Source organism: Burkholderia sp. MSMB1835 (assembly GCF_001526365.1).
GTDB lineage: Bacteria > Pseudomonadota > Gammaproteobacteria > Burkholderiales > Burkholderiaceae > Burkholderia.
The window spans coordinates 52,400-67,721 of record NZ_LOYP01000059.1; the positions used below are offsets into that span (position 1 = coordinate 52,400).

At 67.6% G+C, this 15,322-nt stretch carries 16 protein-coding genes; 3 read left to right on the forward strand and 13 right to left on the reverse strand.

Going from position 1 to position 15,322, the window contains the following annotated elements; translation table 11 throughout:
- Window positions 1–110 precede the first annotated feature (110 nt).
- Window positions 111–1,532, reverse strand: coding sequence for an MFS transporter (locus tag WS96_RS29635; protein ID WP_059837410.1), 1,422 nt, complete (start codon window positions 1,530–1,532; stop codon window positions 111–113).
- Window positions 1,533–1,789: 257 nt separating this feature from the next.
- On the opposite strand from WS96_RS29635, the gene WS96_RS29640 reads away from it, so the two are divergent.
- A complete protein-coding gene (locus tag WS96_RS29640; RefSeq protein ID WP_059837411.1) occupies window positions 1,790–2,671 on the forward strand; it encodes a LysR family transcriptional regulator in 882 nt (293 codons plus the stop codon).
- A 12-nt stretch (window positions 2,672–2,683) separates the two neighbouring features.
- Here WS96_RS29640 and WS96_RS29645 read toward each other — a convergent pair whose 3' ends face one another.
- The 8 genes from WS96_RS29645 to WS96_RS29680 all read right to left on the reverse strand — a co-directional run bounded on the left by WS96_RS29645 (window position 2,684) and on the right by WS96_RS29680 (window position 10,132).
- The gene (locus tag WS96_RS29645) at window positions 2,684–3,634 is read right to left on the reverse strand and encodes a hypothetical protein (protein WP_059837414.1); all 951 of its coding nucleotides are present in this window, start codon (window positions 3,632–3,634) and stop codon (window positions 2,684–2,686) included.
- Window positions 3,635–3,783: 149 nt separating this feature from the next.
- The gene (locus WS96_RS29650; protein ID WP_059837416.1) at window positions 3,784–4,236 is read right to left on the reverse strand and encodes a DUF3592 domain-containing protein; all 453 of its coding nucleotides are present in this window, start codon (window positions 4,234–4,236) and stop codon (window positions 3,784–3,786) included.
- Window positions 4,237–4,246: 10 nt separating this feature from the next.
- Window positions 4,247–4,831 (reverse strand): hypothetical protein, encoded by a 585-nt coding sequence (locus tag WS96_RS29655; RefSeq protein ID WP_059837419.1) that lies wholly within the window; start codon window positions 4,829–4,831, stop codon window positions 4,247–4,249.
- 202 nt (window positions 4,832–5,033) lie between these two features.
- Window positions 5,034–5,399: a response regulator gene (locus tag WS96_RS29660; protein ID WP_006486240.1), complete on the reverse strand. Its 366-nt coding sequence runs from the start codon at window positions 5,397–5,399 to the stop codon at window positions 5,034–5,036.
- Window positions 5,400–5,436: 37 nt separating this feature from the next.
- Complete coding sequence (locus tag WS96_RS29665; protein ID WP_059837420.1) at window positions 5,437–6,396, reverse strand: chemotaxis protein CheX; 960 nt, start codon at window positions 6,394–6,396, stop codon at window positions 5,437–5,439.
- 22 nt (window positions 6,397–6,418) lie between these two features.
- Window positions 6,419–6,997 carry a hypothetical protein gene (locus WS96_RS29670; RefSeq protein WP_059837423.1) on the reverse strand — a complete coding sequence of 193 codons (579 nt, stop codon included), beginning with the start codon at window positions 6,995–6,997 and terminating at the stop codon, window positions 6,419–6,421.
- The gene (locus tag WS96_RS29675; RefSeq protein WP_059837838.1) at window positions 6,994–7,722 is read right to left on the reverse strand and encodes a methyl-accepting chemotaxis protein; all 729 of its coding nucleotides are present in this window, start codon (window positions 7,720–7,722) and stop codon (window positions 6,994–6,996) included. The genes WS96_RS29670 and WS96_RS29675 overlap by 4 nt, the downstream gene beginning before the upstream one ends.
- A 22-nt stretch (window positions 7,723–7,744) precedes the next feature.
- A complete protein-coding gene (locus WS96_RS29680; protein ID WP_059837425.1) occupies window positions 7,745–10,132 on the reverse strand; it encodes an MCP four helix bundle domain-containing protein in 2,388 nt (795 codons plus the stop codon).
- Window positions 10,133–10,228: 96 nt separating this feature from the next.
- On the opposite strand from WS96_RS29680, the gene WS96_RS33305 reads away from it, so the two are divergent.
- The gene (locus tag WS96_RS33305; RefSeq protein ID WP_257128078.1) at window positions 10,229–10,417 is read left to right on the forward strand and encodes a hypothetical protein; all 189 of its coding nucleotides are present in this window, start codon (window positions 10,229–10,231) and stop codon (window positions 10,415–10,417) included.
- A 116-nt stretch (window positions 10,418–10,533) separates the two neighbouring features.
- On the opposite strand, the gene WS96_RS29685 is transcribed toward WS96_RS33305, so the two are convergent.
- Window positions 10,534–10,941 (reverse strand): type II toxin-antitoxin system VapC family toxin, encoded by a 408-nt coding sequence (locus WS96_RS29685; protein ID WP_059837427.1) that lies wholly within the window; start codon window positions 10,939–10,941, stop codon window positions 10,534–10,536.
- Window positions 10,938–11,180 carry an antitoxin gene (locus WS96_RS29690; RefSeq protein WP_027782744.1) on the reverse strand — a complete coding sequence of 81 codons (243 nt, stop codon included), beginning with the start codon at window positions 11,178–11,180 and terminating at the stop codon, window positions 10,938–10,940. Before WS96_RS29690 ends, WS96_RS29685 begins: the two co-directional genes overlap by 4 nt.
- A 257-nt stretch (window positions 11,181–11,437) precedes the next feature.
- Here WS96_RS29690 and WS96_RS29695 point away from each other — a divergent pair, with 257 nt between their 5' ends.
- Complete coding sequence (locus WS96_RS29695) at window positions 11,438–12,127, forward strand: alpha/beta hydrolase (protein WP_059837429.1); 690 nt, start codon at window positions 11,438–11,440, stop codon at window positions 12,125–12,127.
- Window positions 12,128–12,184: 57 nt separating this feature from the next.
- On the opposite strand, the gene WS96_RS29700 is transcribed toward WS96_RS29695, so the two are convergent.
- Together WS96_RS29700 and WS96_RS29705 are read right to left on the reverse strand one after the other, a co-directional pair.
- Window positions 12,185–13,690, reverse strand: coding sequence for an amino acid permease (locus tag WS96_RS29700; protein WP_059837430.1), 1,506 nt, complete (start codon window positions 13,688–13,690; stop codon window positions 12,185–12,187).
- 103 nt (window positions 13,691–13,793) lie between these two features.
- The gene (locus WS96_RS29705) at window positions 13,794–15,200 is read right to left on the reverse strand and encodes an aspartate ammonia-lyase (protein WP_059837432.1); all 1,407 of its coding nucleotides are present in this window, start codon (window positions 15,198–15,200) and stop codon (window positions 13,794–13,796) included.
- Window positions 15,201–15,322 lie beyond the last annotated feature (122 nt).

Here is a 15,322-nt window from a genome sequence, read left to right on the forward strand (position 1 = left end):
GCATGACGAGGAAATGGTCCTCCACATTCCGCGGCGCGTCCAGCCGCGCCGCCGCATGCGCGTGCGCCGCGGCCTGCCGGCCACTGCGCCACGCCCCTGCCGCTCGTGCGTCATCGGCGCGGCTGCGCGGCTTGCGCGCGACCTGCCGTCCTCGCAGCCAGCGCGGCGATCGCATAGGCGCCGCAGCCGAGCGCCGCGACTGCCCACAGCGCATCGGTCGGATCCGGCAACAGGATCGTCGCGGCGCCTGCGACGGCCACGCCGAGCAGGCTGCCGGCCTGCCGTGCCGCGTTGAGGAACCCGGATGCCACGCCCGCCGCATCGGCAGGCACCTGTTCGAGCACCGTCGCGATCATCGGCGCCACCGACAGCGCGGTCCCGGTGCCGAATGCGACCATGGCCGTCCAGACCGCCGGCCACGGCGCACGCAGCGCGAGCGCAAGCGCGATCGCGGGAACGGCCAGCGCCGCCATCGCGAGGCCGTTCGCCATCAGCGTGACCGGACGCACCCGGCCGTGCAGTTTTCCCGACAGCAGATTGCCGAGCGACAGACTCAGCGCGAACGGCAACAGCGTCAGCCCCGTCTGCCGCGCACTCATGCCGAAGCGCCCGTGCAGGTACAGGCTCAGCACGAACAGCAGCCCGAAGTACCCGACATAGACGAGGCTGCCCATCAGGTTCATCGCGACGAAGATGCGGTTGCGAAACCATGCGAGCGGCACCATCGGATCGCGGGCACGCCGCTCGACCGCGATCAGCACGGCGGCGGCGAGCGCGGCGATCAGCAGCGCGCACCGGACCTCGGTGGCGCCCACGCCGCGCGTCGGCAGTTCGATCACCGCGAAACACAGCGCACCGAGCGCCGTCGCCCCGACGCACTGGCCGGCCCAGTCGAACCGGCGCACGTCCTGCGCGGCCGATGCCCGAACGAGCGCCGCCGCGCCGGCAAAGGCCACCGCGCCAGTCGGCACGTTGATCAGGAATGCGCTGCGCCAACCGAAATCGTCGACCAGGATCCCGCCGAGCACCGGCCCCACGGCGACCGCGACCGACGCGATGCCGGCCCACACCGCGATCGCCCGCGCCCGCTCGGCCGGCACGTCGAAGGTGCTGCGCACGATCGCGAGCGACGCGGGCAAGAAGAGCGCGGCGCCCATGCCCTGCCCGAAACGCGCGACCACGAGGACCGCCACCGACGACGCGACGCCGCACGCCGCCGACGCGGCGACGAACAGCGCCAGCCCGGCGAGATACACGTGCTTCGCGCCGAAGCGGTCGGACAGCGCGCCGCCCGCGAGAATCAGCGCGGCGAAGCTGAGCGTGTACGCGTCGACGATCCACGCGAGCTCCGCGACCGTCGCGCCGAGGCTCGTGCGCATCGCCGGCAGCGCCACGTTGACGATCGTCGAATCGAGTACCGCCATGAACATGCCGACCGCGACGAGCGCCAGCGTCCAGCGCTGCTCGCGCGCCGTCGGGCGGCTCGGCGCCGCCGCGGCGACAGGAACGGAAACGGAATGGCAATCGGACATGACACCTCCAGGCAGATGCCGGGAGTCTAGGACCGCGCGCCTGATGCGGAAAAGTGATAATTTCGCATTTGCCTGATGCAGATTTGCATCATCCGATGCCGCCCACCGCTGGCTGCCCGATTGTCCGTTGAGCGACTTCACCCGGTAGCGGTAGACAAGAATCATGCAGGTGATCCCGACCCGTGGAAGAACCTGCCTGTCAACCGCACGCCTTGCCTTCCCGCCATCCATGGCGGGGTTTCTCGGAGCACATTCTGATGAACTGGGACAACGCCCGCTTCTTCCTCGCGCTGGCGCGCACCGGCACGCTGCGCGGCGCCGCGGCGCAACTGAACGTCGACCAGGCGACGGTCGGGCGCCGGATCGCCGCGCTCGAGGACGAGCTCTCGGCCCGGCTGTTTCTCCGCACACCGTCCCTCTATGTGCTGACGACCGCGGGCGAAGCCCTGCTCGAACCGGCTGAAACGATGGAGCGGGCGTCGTTGACGATCGAACGCCGCGTGATGGGGCTCGACGAGCAACTCGCCGGGTCCGTGCGCGTCGCCACGACCGACACGCTCGGCAAGCGCTTCGTCGTTCCCGCGATCGCCCGCTTGCGGCGCAGGCATGCCGGCATCGACGTCGTGTGCGTGACGTCGGCGCAAATCACCAACCTCACGCGCCGCGAAGCGGATCTCGCGATTCGCACGTTGCGGCCGGAATCGCCGGACCTGATCGTCAGGCGGCTCGGGCATCTCGAAACCGGCATCTACGCATCGCGCCGCTATCTGGCCGAACGCGGCGAACCGGTCGCGGGCAGCGCGTTCGACGGGCACGATCTGGTGATGTATCAGCAGCCGGTGGTGCCGACGATGTGGGACGCGCTGTGCGGCGAGCCGACTTCACGCGGCCGCGTGATGTTCCAGACTTCGTCGACGATGATGCTGGTGGAAGCCGCGCTGGCGGGGCTCGGCATCGCGGAGCTGCCGTGCTTCCGCGCCGACGCCGAGCCGGAACTGGTGCGACTCATGCCGCAGCGGTGCAATCATTTCGACGTGTGGCTCGTCGCCCATGCCGATCTCTACAAGACCGCGCGCGTGCAGGCGGTGATCGAAGCGGTCGTCGACGAATTCGCGACGGCGGCGGCCCCCGCCCGCTAACGGGCCGGTGCGTCAGCGCGGCTGGTACTCGCCATCCGCCGCCGACCAGCGAAACGTCCGGCGCCATTTGCCGCCGCGTTCGCGCAACTGCAAGTCGTGGAAGCCGTCCGTCGACGTCGACAGCACACTAAGCGTATTGCTGCCTTCCGTGATGTCGTGATCGCGCGTGCCGTCGCGATGCCAGTCGCCGGCGATATCCCGGTAGAACATCATCGGCTGCGCGAACACGACGCGCAGCGTCTTGCCGTCGATCCGGAACAGGTACAACGCCTCGAACGATGCGCCGCCGCCGGAATAGCCGATCGACCAGCCCGCCCGTACCCCGAACGCGGCATCGCCCGCCCGCAGCGTATACGGCGCGAGATCGAACCGCGACCACCGCTCGGGCCGTAACGCGACATCGCGCGACTGCTTCGCCTGCTCGAGGTAGTCGGGTCTGTCGAGATTCGTGTTGCTCCAGTCGGTCGCCTGTTCGAGCGGCTCTTCGGTGCGCGCGACGAGGCGCGGCACGCCGTCCGGACCGCGCTCGAACACGCCCAGCCAGACCAGCTCCTTCCGGTCATCGGCGTCGGCATGGCTCTCGAAGCCTTCGCAATCGGTAGGCGCACTGAATCGCAGCACCTCGCGCGCAGACTCGTCGGTCGGCGCCACGCAGACGATCGCGACGAACGCGCCAGGGCGCTGCGGCCACGGTTTCGCGCCGACCAGCACGACACGCGCAAGCGGCTGGCCCGGGGCAAGCTGCGCCACCAGCCTCTCCTTCGTGAAGCCGGGCGGCAGGTGCACGCCGAAACCGTCCGCTTCCGCGCCGCTCATGTCGCGTGCGTACGCGACGCGTGCTTCCGGCGAACCGAGCTTCCCGGGCACCTGATCGAGCGAATGCGCGGTGCCGGCTGCGTGCGCGGAGAAGCCCGCGAATGCAGCGCCGATCGCGACGAGCCACGGTATCAAGCGAATTGTCATGCGGGAATGTCCTGTGAAGTAACGAGGCAACATACTGCGACGCCGCACACGCAATCGTGTGCGCGACAACCGGATCGGCCCATAGTGTCACGTGCGTTTCATGATGTTCTGCTTGCCGGATTCGACGCGTTTCAGCGCGCAGCAGGCGGTCACTTCCGCTTGCGCCCGCTGCGCCACACACGCACGCCCGACCGCAACTGACCGACACCGACGACGAAAAAGACCGACCCCATCGCGCCGAATGTAAGCACATCGCCCCAGATCGCGCCGAACGTGTTCATCCGCGCAGTCATCTCCGGCGCGTCCGGCGCATAGCGCACCTCGACCGTCGCGCCGTCCTCGACGCTGACGTCGCCGCCCTGCGGATATTCGACATGTTCGCCCGCGAGCGTCGTGAACGCGATCTCCGGATGATGCGGTCCCGCGTTCAGCTTGACGACGCGCCCCGGCACGACGACTGACGTGCGCAGGAACTCACGCGTCGACTGCGCATACAGGGCGACGCCGATCAGCATGCACGTGCCCACGACGGTAAAGACGATGCCCTTTGCGATCAGCGTTTCGACGTGTCGGGCTGCAGCGCGGCCGGATCCGGACATCATCCGTTTCGCGCTACGGACGCGACCGATAGAACGACACGTCGATCCGGGACTGTGTCTTGCAGAGATACATCACGCCGCGCCCCGTTTCGTCGGTCACGCCTTCGTACGATCCGTTGCAGCCCGTCACCTTGTACCGCGCGAACGGAACGCGCTTGCCGTCCGTCGGACGGACCAGCACCGGAATGCGTCCCATCGGGCCATCGCCGATCGTGCGGACGAGCACCATGCGCGCCGCATCGATCGGCGCGTCGGAACGCATGTAGATCGTGCGCCCCTGCGCGTCGGTCGTGCCATCGACTTCGAGTTCCCGGCTGTCCTGGGCGGCACTGGTGTAAAGCACGAACGCATAACGCGTGTTCGGCAGCGCCTGCCTGGTGGCGGGGTCGTGCAGCACGAAATAGCATCCGTTTGCGCCCCGCCCGGCCGACGCCTGCCCGTTGGCCTGCGTCGGATTGCACGTGTACGACGAGCCGCCGCCCGCGGCCGCCGTTGGTGCGTTCTGTGGCCCCGTGTTCGCGCATCCGCCTGCCAGCGCGGCGACCAGCGATACGCACGCGCCGCGCAGGCGCGCGGGCCGACCGATTCCGGTTTTCATTGGAAGGTGTTCCGTTCCCGATGTTGTCAATGCCGGGCGTGCCGTGCATGACACACCGGCACGCCGCCCTCGGCAACCGGCAGGATACGGACATCGCGGCGCGCTGTAAATTGCGCCCGCAACCGGTCACGCCGCGGCCGCGCAACCCGAACCGCAGCGTTGAACGCCGGCGCGGCATCGGGCCCCACGCTGGCCGCGCGCGTCAGCCCGCGAGCTTCTTCAGCGCGTCGAGCACCGCGTCGCCCTTGAACGGCTTCACGATCCAGCCCTTCACGCCGGCGGCCTTGCCGCGCTCCTTCATCGCCGGGCTGCTTTCGGTCGTCAGCATCACGACGTTGACCGCCGTGTTCGCCAGCTCGCCGCGAATCTTCTCGACCATCGTCAGGCCGTCCATGTTCGGCATGTTCACGTCGCTGATCACGAGGCGCACGCCGGGCGTCGCCTTGAGCTTCGCGAGCCCGTCCTTGCCGTCGACGGCCGTCGCGACGTCGAGCCCGTGATTGCGCAGAAAACCCGCCACTTCGTCGCGCACCGTGCCCGAATCGTCGACCACCAGAATCTTTGCCATGTAGTATTCCCCTTTTCGTCGTTGCCGACTTCAACATTCAAAACAGTTCGAGTTCGCCCGATTCGACCATCGGCCCGACGTCCTGCACCGATTCGCGGAAATCCTCCGGCGACCAGCTCAGGCTGAACACGAAACGCTGGTCGAGACGGACCGAGCGCCCCGATGCCGGATCGGTCATCCGGTACTTGAAACAAAGCTGCGGACAATCGCCGCCGAACGAGATGAACTTCTGCTTGTGATTGACGACGAGCGGCACCTGCACCGGATGGCGCGCCAGCGCCTCGGCGTCGCCGAGATAGCGGTTCTTGAACGCGCCCCACACGAGATTGGTCAGCTCGCCGAGCACGCTGTTCACGTCGCGGAAATCCGGCGCGCGGCCGCCGTCGCGCGTGCCGCCGAGCATGTCGAGCAGCGGCTGCTCGCTCGTCTGCAGGAGCATGTAGCCGCGGCACCACGCGCTTTCGAGCGCGATCAGGCTGAACACCTCGCCGAAGATGATCTGGTCGCGCACGATGCACGGCGTGTCGTGCTCGATCGTCATGCCCGGGAACAGGCTGTCGAGGCGCGCCTCGGTGATCTCCGAGATGCCGCGCACGAGCGCGTTCGGGTAGTCGCGGCCGAACAGGTATTCGTCGATCGCGCGCGCGAGCGGCGTCATGTCGTCGGCGACGTAGGCCGCGCACGCGACACGGGCGAGCGCATCGGGCAGCCCGTCGCGCGACGCGAGCGATTCGCGGCGCAGGATGATCGGCAGCTCGGGCCGCAGCGCGTCGATCTGCGTCGCGATGATCGCGCTCTCGGCCGGCGAGCCGCCGTAATCCTCGGCCAGCAGGATCGCGCCGAGATCGATGTTCGAGCGCAGCACCTTCAGCAGCCGGCTGCGCCGCACGGTCAGGCCGACCAGGTTGTGCTCGTCGCAGAAACGCTTGATCGCGTCGGCATGCACGCGGCTGTCGTCGAGCACGAGCACCTTGCTGACGGGTTGGTCTTCGGTCATCTGATGGATTCCTGATGGTCGGTCAGAACAGTTCGAGCTCGCCGCCGGTTTCCACCGTGGCCGATTCCGGCACATGGAAATCGACCGGCGCGTTCGCGCACACGCACAGCGTCGCGCCGACCCGCACGTCGTCGAGCGTCAGGTCGTACGCGGCCACGTAATCGGGAGATAGCGCGTGCATGTAGTCGATGCTCGCGCCGCTCAGCAGGTAAGGCGTCGACATCCCGAGATCGGGAAACGGCACGGTCAGCGCCTGGTTGATCGCGCCGCAACACAGGTTCGCCGCTTCCATGAACGCGTCGGTCAGCGGCCGCTGGTTGCCCGCGCCTGCCGCCGCGCCGACGAAATGGCGGCGCGTCGCGTCGTCGTCGCTGAAGCGCAGCGCGAGCAGCAGGCGAAAGTGCAGCGCCGAGATCGTCAGCACGACCACATACTCGGGCGCCTTCGGTTTCGATCGCGACGTCGCCTGCACGCGATCGGGCGCGTCATGTTCGTGGCCGGTGACCGGCCGGATGTCGCACGCGCCGCCGGATGCGAGCCGCGTGCGCGCGGCGTCGAAAAAGATCCGCTCGAAACCGGCTCTCGCCTGCGCGCTGATCACGCGGCCTCTCCTTCGATCCGCGCGTGCAGTTGCCCGGCCAGCGTCTCGACGGTCGCGAGCGCGGCCGTGATCATCTTGCCGCCGGCCTGGATGTCCTGGAACGTCGCGGCCGTCACGAGATCGTTGCGGTTCAGGCTGTCGCGATAGCTGTTCGACAATTGCTGCGAGCGCGCGGCCAGCCCGCGCACCTCGCTCGCGACGATCGAGAAGCCGCGCCCGGCCGTGCCCGCGCGCGCGGCCTCGATCGACGCATTCAGCGACACGATCGACACGTGCGCGACGATCGCCGACAGCTCCTGGTTCTTCGTCCGCATGTCCTGGTTCTGCGTGGTCAGCGAGATCATCTGCTCGTGCCAGCGCTCGAACGTGCCGGCAAGCCCGCGCAGGCGCGCGGCTTCGTCCGCGATCTTCGTCGCGTGCTGCGCGAGCGCCGCGCGATCGGCCGATAGCGCCTGCAACGCGTCGCGCTGCGCGCCGTGCGCGGATGCCTCGCGTGTCAGCGCCTCCTCGAGCTGCGCCTCACGCCGCGCCCATGCGTCGGCCGCTTCCGCATGCGCCGACGCCGCTTCCTCGGCGCGTGCGCGGGCGGCGTCGAGCGCGTCGCGCAACGCATCGGCCTCGCGCGCCAGCGCCGCGGCGTGCCGCCCGCGCATCACGCGAAACACGATCGCCGCCGCCGCGGCGACGACCGCGCCGCCCGCCAGCGCGGCGGCCATCTGAATCATCCACGCCTGCACGATCACGCCGTCACTCCGCTGCGCCGATATCCGCGATGCGCGCCCGCTGGGCCGGCCCCGCGCCCTGCGCGGCGCCGTCCGCCGCGAAGCGCGCCGGCAGCGACACGATCGTCTCGAACGCGCGATACGGCGCGCCGACGCGATCGTCGGTGAAGCGCAGCGCGATATTGCCGCCGTCGCGCTTCAGGAAATTGCGCACCGCGTCCATGCCGACGCCGCGTCCGGATACTTCGGTCACCGTCTGCGCGGTCGAAAAACCCGGCCGGAAGATCAGCTCGGCGACCTCCTCGTCGGACAGTGCCGCCGCGTCGTCGGCATCGATCCAGCCGCGCTCGCGCGCGATGCCGCGAATCCGCTCGAGCGCGAGGCCGCGGCCGTCGTCGGCGAGCACGAACCACAGCTCGCCGCCGCCCACGCCGACCGCGATGTCGATCGTGCCGGACGCCGCCTTGCCGGCCGCGCGCCGCACGTCGGACGATTCGATCCCGTGGTCGATCGAATTGCGCAGCAGGTGCATGAATACGTTCTTCAGCGTCGCGACGATCTCGCTGCGCACACGCTGGCCGTGGCTGTCGATATGCACGACGGGCGCCGGCTTGCCGAGCTCGGCCGCGAGCGACGGCAGCGACTCGATCACGCTGCCGAGCGCCTCGCCGATACCCTGGGTGCCGAGCTGGCTCAGCATGCGTCGCACGGCATCGCGCGCCGCGTGCCAGTCGGACGCATTCGCGGGATCGGCGCCGTCGAGCACGCGCAGGCTTTCGCTGATGCGCGCGCGCTCGACCATCAGGAAATCGGCGCCGCTTTGCGCCGGCTCGCTGCTACGGCCGAGCGTGACCGCGTTGATCGTCGCGTAGTGGTCGACGGCTTCGCGCACGCGCGCCAGGTCGTCCATCAGCGCGTCGCGGTTCCACTCGGGGCCGCTGTCCGCGCGCCGCAGCGATTCGTACGCCTGCTCCGCTTCGTGGACGATGTTCGTCAGATGCTGGAGGCTGTAGGTGCGCGCATTGCCCTTGATCGTGTGCATGTTGCGGAACAGCGCCGCGACGATCGAGTGATCGGCGCGCTCGTGCTGGCGGATCATCCGCTCGTTCTCGCTGAGGAAGCCCTTCGCGCTGTGCACGAAGTCGTGGAACTTGTCCTGGCTGATCGACAGGATCTCGCCGATCATCTCGAGGCGCCGCTGCTGCTCGCCGGCCTGCGCGGTCAGCTCGCGGATCTCGGTCACGTCGCGCACGCACAGCATCAGGCGCACCACCGTGTCGGTCTCGTCGGTGATCGCCGACCAGCTCAGATCGAGCCATTTCTCGCGGCCGTCCGGCATCCGCTTCGCGACTTCGTTGACGAGCAGGTGCTCGTTGAACCCGAAGTTCATGCTGTCTTCGCCCAGGCACGCGTGCACGGCCGCATCGACCTGCGAACGCGCGTCGGCGCCGATCGCCGAATCGTCGAACACGAGCGCCATCAGGTCGCGGCCGGCGATGTCGTTCGTTTCGAAGATGGTTTCGAGGTACGCCGAATACTCCGCATGCACGACGCCGCCTTCGACGACGGTCAGGATGCCCTGCTGCATGTTCTGCAGCATCGCCTGGATGTCGGCCGTCTTCTGCTTCAGTTGCGCGGCGTTCTCCTGGATCTTCTCGATCATCCCGTTGAACGCGACGATCGAATGGCCGATTTCGTCCATCCGGCCCACCGGCACGCGGCGCGTGAAATCCTGGCTCCTCGCGATCTCGCTCATCGCCGTCTGCATCCCGATCAACGGGCGCGTGATCTGGCGATACAGCACGAGGCCGAGCGCGGTCAGCAGCACGATCACCGTGCCGGCGACGGCCGCGATCGCGGTTGCCGTGGTCGCGAGCATGCCGTTCAGCGCGCCGATCGCGTCGTCCTTCTGGCGGTTCTTCTCGACGCGCAGCGTGTCGACGATGCTTTCGAGTTCGTCGCGATACTGCGCGACGTTCGCGAACAGGTAGGCCTGCGCCATCTCGGCCTTGCCGTCCGCCTTCATCTTCACGGTGTCGTCGATCGCCGCGAAATAGTTGGCGGCGCTGTCCTTCGCCTGCGCGACGAGCCCTTCCTGCGCGCGGCCGACCGCCGATTTTGCCTGCGCGTCGAGCGCGGCGCGCAGTGCGGCCTGCTTCGCCTTCAGTTCGTCGCGGGCCTGCGCGGCGGTGTTCGCGTCGGGCGCGTAGACGAGCGTCATCGTCGCGATCTGGATGTTCTTCACGTCGGCGACGAGATCCGCCGATGCGAGCGCGCTCGGCACGATTCCCTGGGTGACCTGACGCACCTCGGACGCGCTCTTGCGCGTCTGGTACACGGCATAGATGCCGATCGCGGACAGCGCGAAGAACGTCAGGACGACTAGCAGCGTAATGCGATGACGGATGGTCATGAGTACAGCTCCCCGCAGCGATCCGGCTTCGATCGCCCTTTGGTCTATTGAAAGAATGTGAGCGCCGAATTATCGGGGATGGTGTATGACCGTCCGATGACTGAAAATCAATCGGCCGTTGAGGAAATCGCAATGATTAATTGCGCGGGGGAAAGCCTAAAGTTTTTTGCGGATTTGCCGTTAACTGCTGGCCGCCATACACGGCGCGGCTTCGGCGCTCGATGCATCGCCGCAATAGCGGATATTCATTGTTTTATTCATGCCCCGCAAAATCCGTTTTATTGAATGCCGGCAAAACGTTTGCGCATTATCGGCGAGCCGATTTGTTTTGGTTTCTTTTTATGAGCGATGCGGCGTTCGCGTCGCAGGTTCGTTGATGTCGCCCTTGCACGATCCGCCGCTCAGCCTTCGTTCGGTTCGGCGAGCCAGTCCTCGAATTGCAACCGCGGAACCCGCCCGAATTCGCGGACGTTGTGCGTGACGAGCACGAGATGCCGGGCGCGCGCCTGCCCTGCGATCAACGCGTCGTAAGGACCGATCGGCGTGCCGGCCCCGATCAGATGCGCACGAATTTCGCCCGCATGCTGCGCATCCTCAGTGTCGAACGGTACGACCTCAAACTGAAGCGCGTCGACACGCGCAACGTTCGCTGCCGTTCGCCGGCTCTTGTACGCGCCGTAATAAAGCTCATGCGCGACGATCGCCGGGATCCCGAAATCGGCCGGCTGCCACGCATGCAGACGGGCCAGCATTGCCGGCTCGCCCTTGAGAATGGCGATCACCGCGTTGGTGTCCAGCAGGAACTTCATTCGAACACATCCAGACCCGAACGCTCCTGAGCGGACGGCTGCGTGGTCGCGGCAGCCTCGAAATCGGCGTCGACCGGGCCAATCAGCGGTGTCAGCCATGCCCAGTCTTGCGGCACCGGTTCAAGAATGACGGACGCCCCATGGCGGCGGATGCGCACCTCGGCCGTATCGAAGCGGAAATCCTTCGGCAGTCGGACGGCCTGCGAGCCGCCATGCTTGAAGATCTTTGCCGTATCCATCTTCGCGCCCTCACGTATCTACAAAATGTATCTATTTTATCAACCGCACGTGAGAATGGCGAGTCGTCCGATCGGACTATCGTCGAAGGGTTGCCGGGCCGTTGGTCCATACCTGGCGGCGTGACGTCGCGATTCGTCCCCGCAACGCACCGTGGCCCCATTCATTCCTGCCAGGAAACAATCAATCCCGCCCCAGCGATTCCCCTCCCGATCCGCCCGCTCTAGACTGTCGCATCGTTCCCTTTCGGACCCACGCAATGACCGACGTCCTGCCGCTGACCACCGATCCCGAATCCGGCCTCCACTATCGGCTACGCCCGGCCGCCGGCCGCCCCGCCGCCCGCCTGTTGCTGCTGCACGGCGTCGGCGGCAACGAAACCAACCTGCTGAACGTGGCCGACGCGATCGATCCGCGCATCGAAATCGCGTTCGTGCGCGGCCCGCTCACGTTCGGGCCGAATCAGCATGCATGGTTTCCGGTGCGTTTCGGCCCGAACGGCCCTGAAATCGATGCGGCGCGTGCCGACGAGAGCCGCGTGCAACTGATCGCGCTGCTGCACGCGCTCCGCGCGCGGGATGGCGCAGCCCCCGCGTCGTCGACCGTGATCGCCGGCTTCAGCCAGGGCGGCATCATGAGCGCGAGCGTCGGCCTCACGTCGCCGGGCGACGTGAGCGCGTTCGCCGTGCTGTGCGGGCGCATCCTGCCGGAAATCGATCCGCTGATCGCGCCGCGCGATGCGCTTCGCCCGCTGCACGCGTTGATCGTGCATGGCCGCTTCGACGACAAGCTGCCCGTCGCGTGGGCGGACAAGGCCGATGCGAAACTCGCCGCGCTCGGTGTCGCGCACGACACGCGGCTGTATGCGGCCGGACACGAGCTGACCGCGGAGATGGCCGGCGATTTCGGCCGATGGGTCGGCGAGCGCGCCGGCTTGAACCGGACTTGAACCGGACGCACCGCAGGCGCCGGCCCGCAACCGGACCGGCGTCTGCGGTACATGGCATTACGCGTTCTGCGCAGGCTCGGCAACGGCGTGCGGCGATGCGGGCATCGCCGCCGCCTGCTCGCGCACGGCGCCGCGCTTCGCCAGCTTCCAGCCGACCACCAGCGCGAGCACGACGACCGGAATCATCGCGACGGTCCACGTGCCGCCCGGATAATCGAACGCCATCAGCACCAGCACGCTGACCAGGAACCCGAGCGTGAGCCACGACGTGAAAGGCGCGCCGGGCATCCGGAACGACACCGGGCTCAGCTCGCCACGATTGACAGCACGACGGAACAGGATCTGGCACATCACGATGAAGCCCCAGGTCGTGATGATCCCGAGCGACGCCATGTTCAGCACGATCTCGAACGCCTGCGCCGGCACGATGTAGTTCAGCGGCACGCCGATCGCATTGACCGCGACCGTGACGAGGATGCCGCCATAGGGCACGCCGCGCGCGTTCATCCGCGACACGAAGCGCGGCGCGGAGCCGCCCATCGCGAGCGAGCGCAGCACGCGCCCGGTCGAATAGAGGCCGGAATTCAGGCTCGACAGCGCGGCGGTCAGCACCACGACGTTCATCACCGTGCCGACGTACGGCACGCCGAGCTTGCCGAAGAACGTCACGAACGGGCTTTCGTGCGCGCTGTACGCGGTCCACGGCAGCAGCATCGTCAGCAGCACGACCGAGCCGACGTAGAACAGCGCGATACGCCACATCACGCTGTTGATCGCCTTCGGCAACACCTTGCGCGCATCGGCGGTCTCGCCCGCCGCGACGCCGACGAGCTCGATGCTCGCGTAGGCGAACACCACGCCCTGCACGATCAGCACGGCCGGCAGGATGCCGTGCGGGAAGATCCCGCCGTGATCCGCGACGAGATGCAGCCCCGGCATCTGGCCGGCGACCGGGTGCCCGCTCGCGAGAAACACGGCGCCGACCGCGAGGAACAGCGCGAGCGTGCCCACCTTGACGATCGAGAACCAGAACTCCATCTCGCCGAACACCTTCACGCCGATCATGTTCATCACCGACACGATCCCGAGCGCGCCGAGCGCGAACACCCATTGCGGCACGTCGGTGAACACGGCCCAGTACTTCATGTAGATCGCGACCGCGGTGATGTCGACGATGCCGGTCGTCGCCCAGTTCAGGTAGTACATCCAGCCCGCGACGAACGACGCGCGCTCGCCCATGAACTCCCGTGCGTACGACACGAAGCTGCCGCTGGTCGGCCGGTGCATCACGAGCTCGCCGAGCGCGCGCATGATCAGGAACGCGAACACGCCGCACACGAGATACACGAGCGCCAACGCGGGTCCCGCACTCTGCAGGCGGCCGCCCGCGCCGAGGAACAGGCCGGTGCCGATCGCGCCGCCCATCGCGATCATCTGCACGTGGCGCGGCTTCAACTTCTGTTCGTAGCCGGCTTCGTGCGACGCGAACATCGCATCGCGGTCGGCATGACGGGGATCGGCGCCGCCGGCCGTGTCGGCCGGGCGCTCGCTGGCGTGCTTCATGGTATGTCTCCGTTTCTTGATGTATCGCGCCCGTCGACGGGCGCTGCGGGGAACGGCCACGCGCGGGCCGCCGGCGGCATCGGCCGGCGCCGCGCGGGCAAAATCAGTAGGCGCGCGGCCGGATCAGCGCTTCGGGCTGCAGCGCCTCGTCCAGTTGCGCGTGGGTCATCAACCCGTGAGCCAGCACGACTTCGCGGATCGACTTGCCGCTCTCGTGCGCTTCGGCGGCCACGGCGGTCGCGCGCTTGTAGCCGATGTACGGGTTCAGCGCGGTGGCGAGCGCGACCGAGCGCTCCATCGTCTCGCGCAGCCGCTCGGGATTCGCGGTGATGCCGCTCACGCATCGCTGCGCGAGCGTCGTGCACGCGGCCGTCAGGTGGCTGAAGCTGCGGAACAGCGCGCTGGCGATCACCGGTTCGAACGCGTTGAGCTGAAGCTGGCCGGCCTCGGCCGCGAAGGTGATGGTCACGTCGTTGCCGAATACCTCGAACGCGACCTGGTTGACGACTTCCGGGATCACCGGATTCACCTTGCCGGGCATGATCGACGAGCCGGCCTGCACCGGCGGCAGGTTGATCTCGCCGAAGCCCGCGCGCGGGCCGCTCGACAGCAGCCGCAGGTCGTTGCAGATCTTCGACAGCTTGACGGCGATCCGTTTGAGCACGCCCGACACCTGGACGAACGCGCCGCAATCCTGCGTCGCCTCGATCAGGTTCGGCGCGGTGCTCAGGTCGAGCCCGGTGATCCGGCGCAGCGCGGCCAGCGCCTTCTCCGCGTACTGCGGGTGCGCGGTGATGCCCGTGCCGATCGCGGTCGCGCCGAGGTTGATCTCGCGAATCAGCCAGCCGGCCTCCTGCAGCCGCGCGATGTCTTCCGTCAGCATGACCGCGTAGGTCGAGAATTCCTGGCCGAGCGTCATCGGCACCGCGTCCTGCAACTGGGTGCGGCCGAGCTTCAGCAAACCGGCGAACGCGTCGGCCCGCTCCGCGAACGCATCGCGCAGCCGCGCCATCGCTTCGAGCAGATGTTCGACCGCGAAGCACGTCGCGATCCGGATCGCGGTCGGATACACGTCGTTGGTGCTCTGCGCGAGATTGACGTGCTCGTTCGGGTGCAGGTATTCGTACTGCCCGCGCGCGTGCCCCATGATTTCGAGCGCGCGGTTGCAGATCACCTCGTTCGCGTTCATGTTGGTCGACGTGCCGGCGCCGCCCTGGATGACGTCGACGACGAACTGGTCGTGCAGCCGCCCTTCGCGGATCTCGACGCACGCGGCGGCGATCGCATCGCGGTACGGCCGCGGCAGCAGGCCCAGTTCGCAGTTGGCGTCGGCCGCCGCTTCCTTCACGGCCGCGAGCGCCATCACGAGGTACGGCAGCGACGCAATGGTGCGGCCCGAAATGTCGAAATTCTCTTTCGCGCGCAGCGTGTGGACGCCGTAATAGGCGGCATCCGGAATACTTCGTTTGCCTAAAAGATCCGCTTCGACGCGGAAGCCGTTTTCGGTCATCGTGCCCTCCAGGATGTCTCGTGCCGCTCGTCGTTCGCCGCTTGCCGACGCGACGGGTTCGCATTCTATGCCTTTGCAAAAACAAGCTCCCTTCTGTATTATCGAAAGCGGTTTTGCGTGTG

Bases quoted from the DNA above. Each gene is read 5' to 3' on its own strand.
- WS96_RS29635 (WP_059837410.1), bottom strand. From the start codon at position 1,532: ATGTCCGATTGCCATTCCGTTTCCGTTCCTGTCGCCGCGGCGGCGCCG.
- WS96_RS29640 (WP_059837411.1), top strand. From the start codon at position 1,790: ATGAACTGGGACAACGCCCGCTTCTTCCTCGCGCTGGCGCGCACCGGC.
- WS96_RS29645 (WP_059837414.1), bottom strand. From the start codon at position 3,634: ATGACAATTCGCTTGATACCGTGGCTCGTCGCGATCGGCGCTGCATTC.
- WS96_RS29650 (WP_059837416.1), bottom strand. From the start codon at position 4,236: ATGATGTCCGGATCCGGCCGCGCTGCAGCCCGACACGTCGAAACGCTG.
- WS96_RS29655 (WP_059837419.1), bottom strand. From the start codon at position 4,831: ATGAAAACCGGAATCGGTCGGCCCGCGCGCCTGCGCGGCGCGTGCGTA.
- WS96_RS29660 (WP_006486240.1), bottom strand. From the start codon at position 5,399: ATGGCAAAGATTCTGGTGGTCGACGATTCGGGCACGGTGCGCGACGAA.
- WS96_RS29665 (WP_059837420.1), bottom strand. From the start codon at position 6,396: ATGACCGAAGACCAACCCGTCAGCAAGGTGCTCGTGCTCGACGACAGC.
- WS96_RS29675 (WP_059837838.1), bottom strand. From the start codon at position 7,722: ATGATTCAGATGGCCGCCGCGCTGGCGGGCGGCGCGGTCGTCGCCGCG.
- WS96_RS29680 (WP_059837425.1), bottom strand. From the start codon at position 10,132: ATGACCATCCGTCATCGCATTACGCTGCTAGTCGTCCTGACGTTCTTC.
- WS96_RS33305 (WP_257128078.1), top strand. From the start codon at position 10,229: ATGACTGAAAATCAATCGGCCGTTGAGGAAATCGCAATGATTAATTGC.
- WS96_RS29685 (WP_059837427.1), bottom strand. From the start codon at position 10,941: ATGAAGTTCCTGCTGGACACCAACGCGGTGATCGCCATTCTCAAGGGC.
- WS96_RS29690 (WP_027782744.1), bottom strand. From the start codon at position 11,180: ATGGATACGGCAAAGATCTTCAAGCATGGCGGCTCGCAGGCCGTCCGA.
- WS96_RS29695 (WP_059837429.1), top strand. From the start codon at position 11,438: ATGACCGACGTCCTGCCGCTGACCACCGATCCCGAATCCGGCCTCCAC.
- WS96_RS29700 (WP_059837430.1), bottom strand. From the start codon at position 13,690: ATGAAGCACGCCAGCGAGCGCCCGGCCGACACGGCCGGCGGCGCCGAT.
- WS96_RS29705 (WP_059837432.1), bottom strand. From the start codon at position 15,200: ATGACCGAAAACGGCTTCCGCGTCGAAGCGGATCTTTTAGGCAAACGA.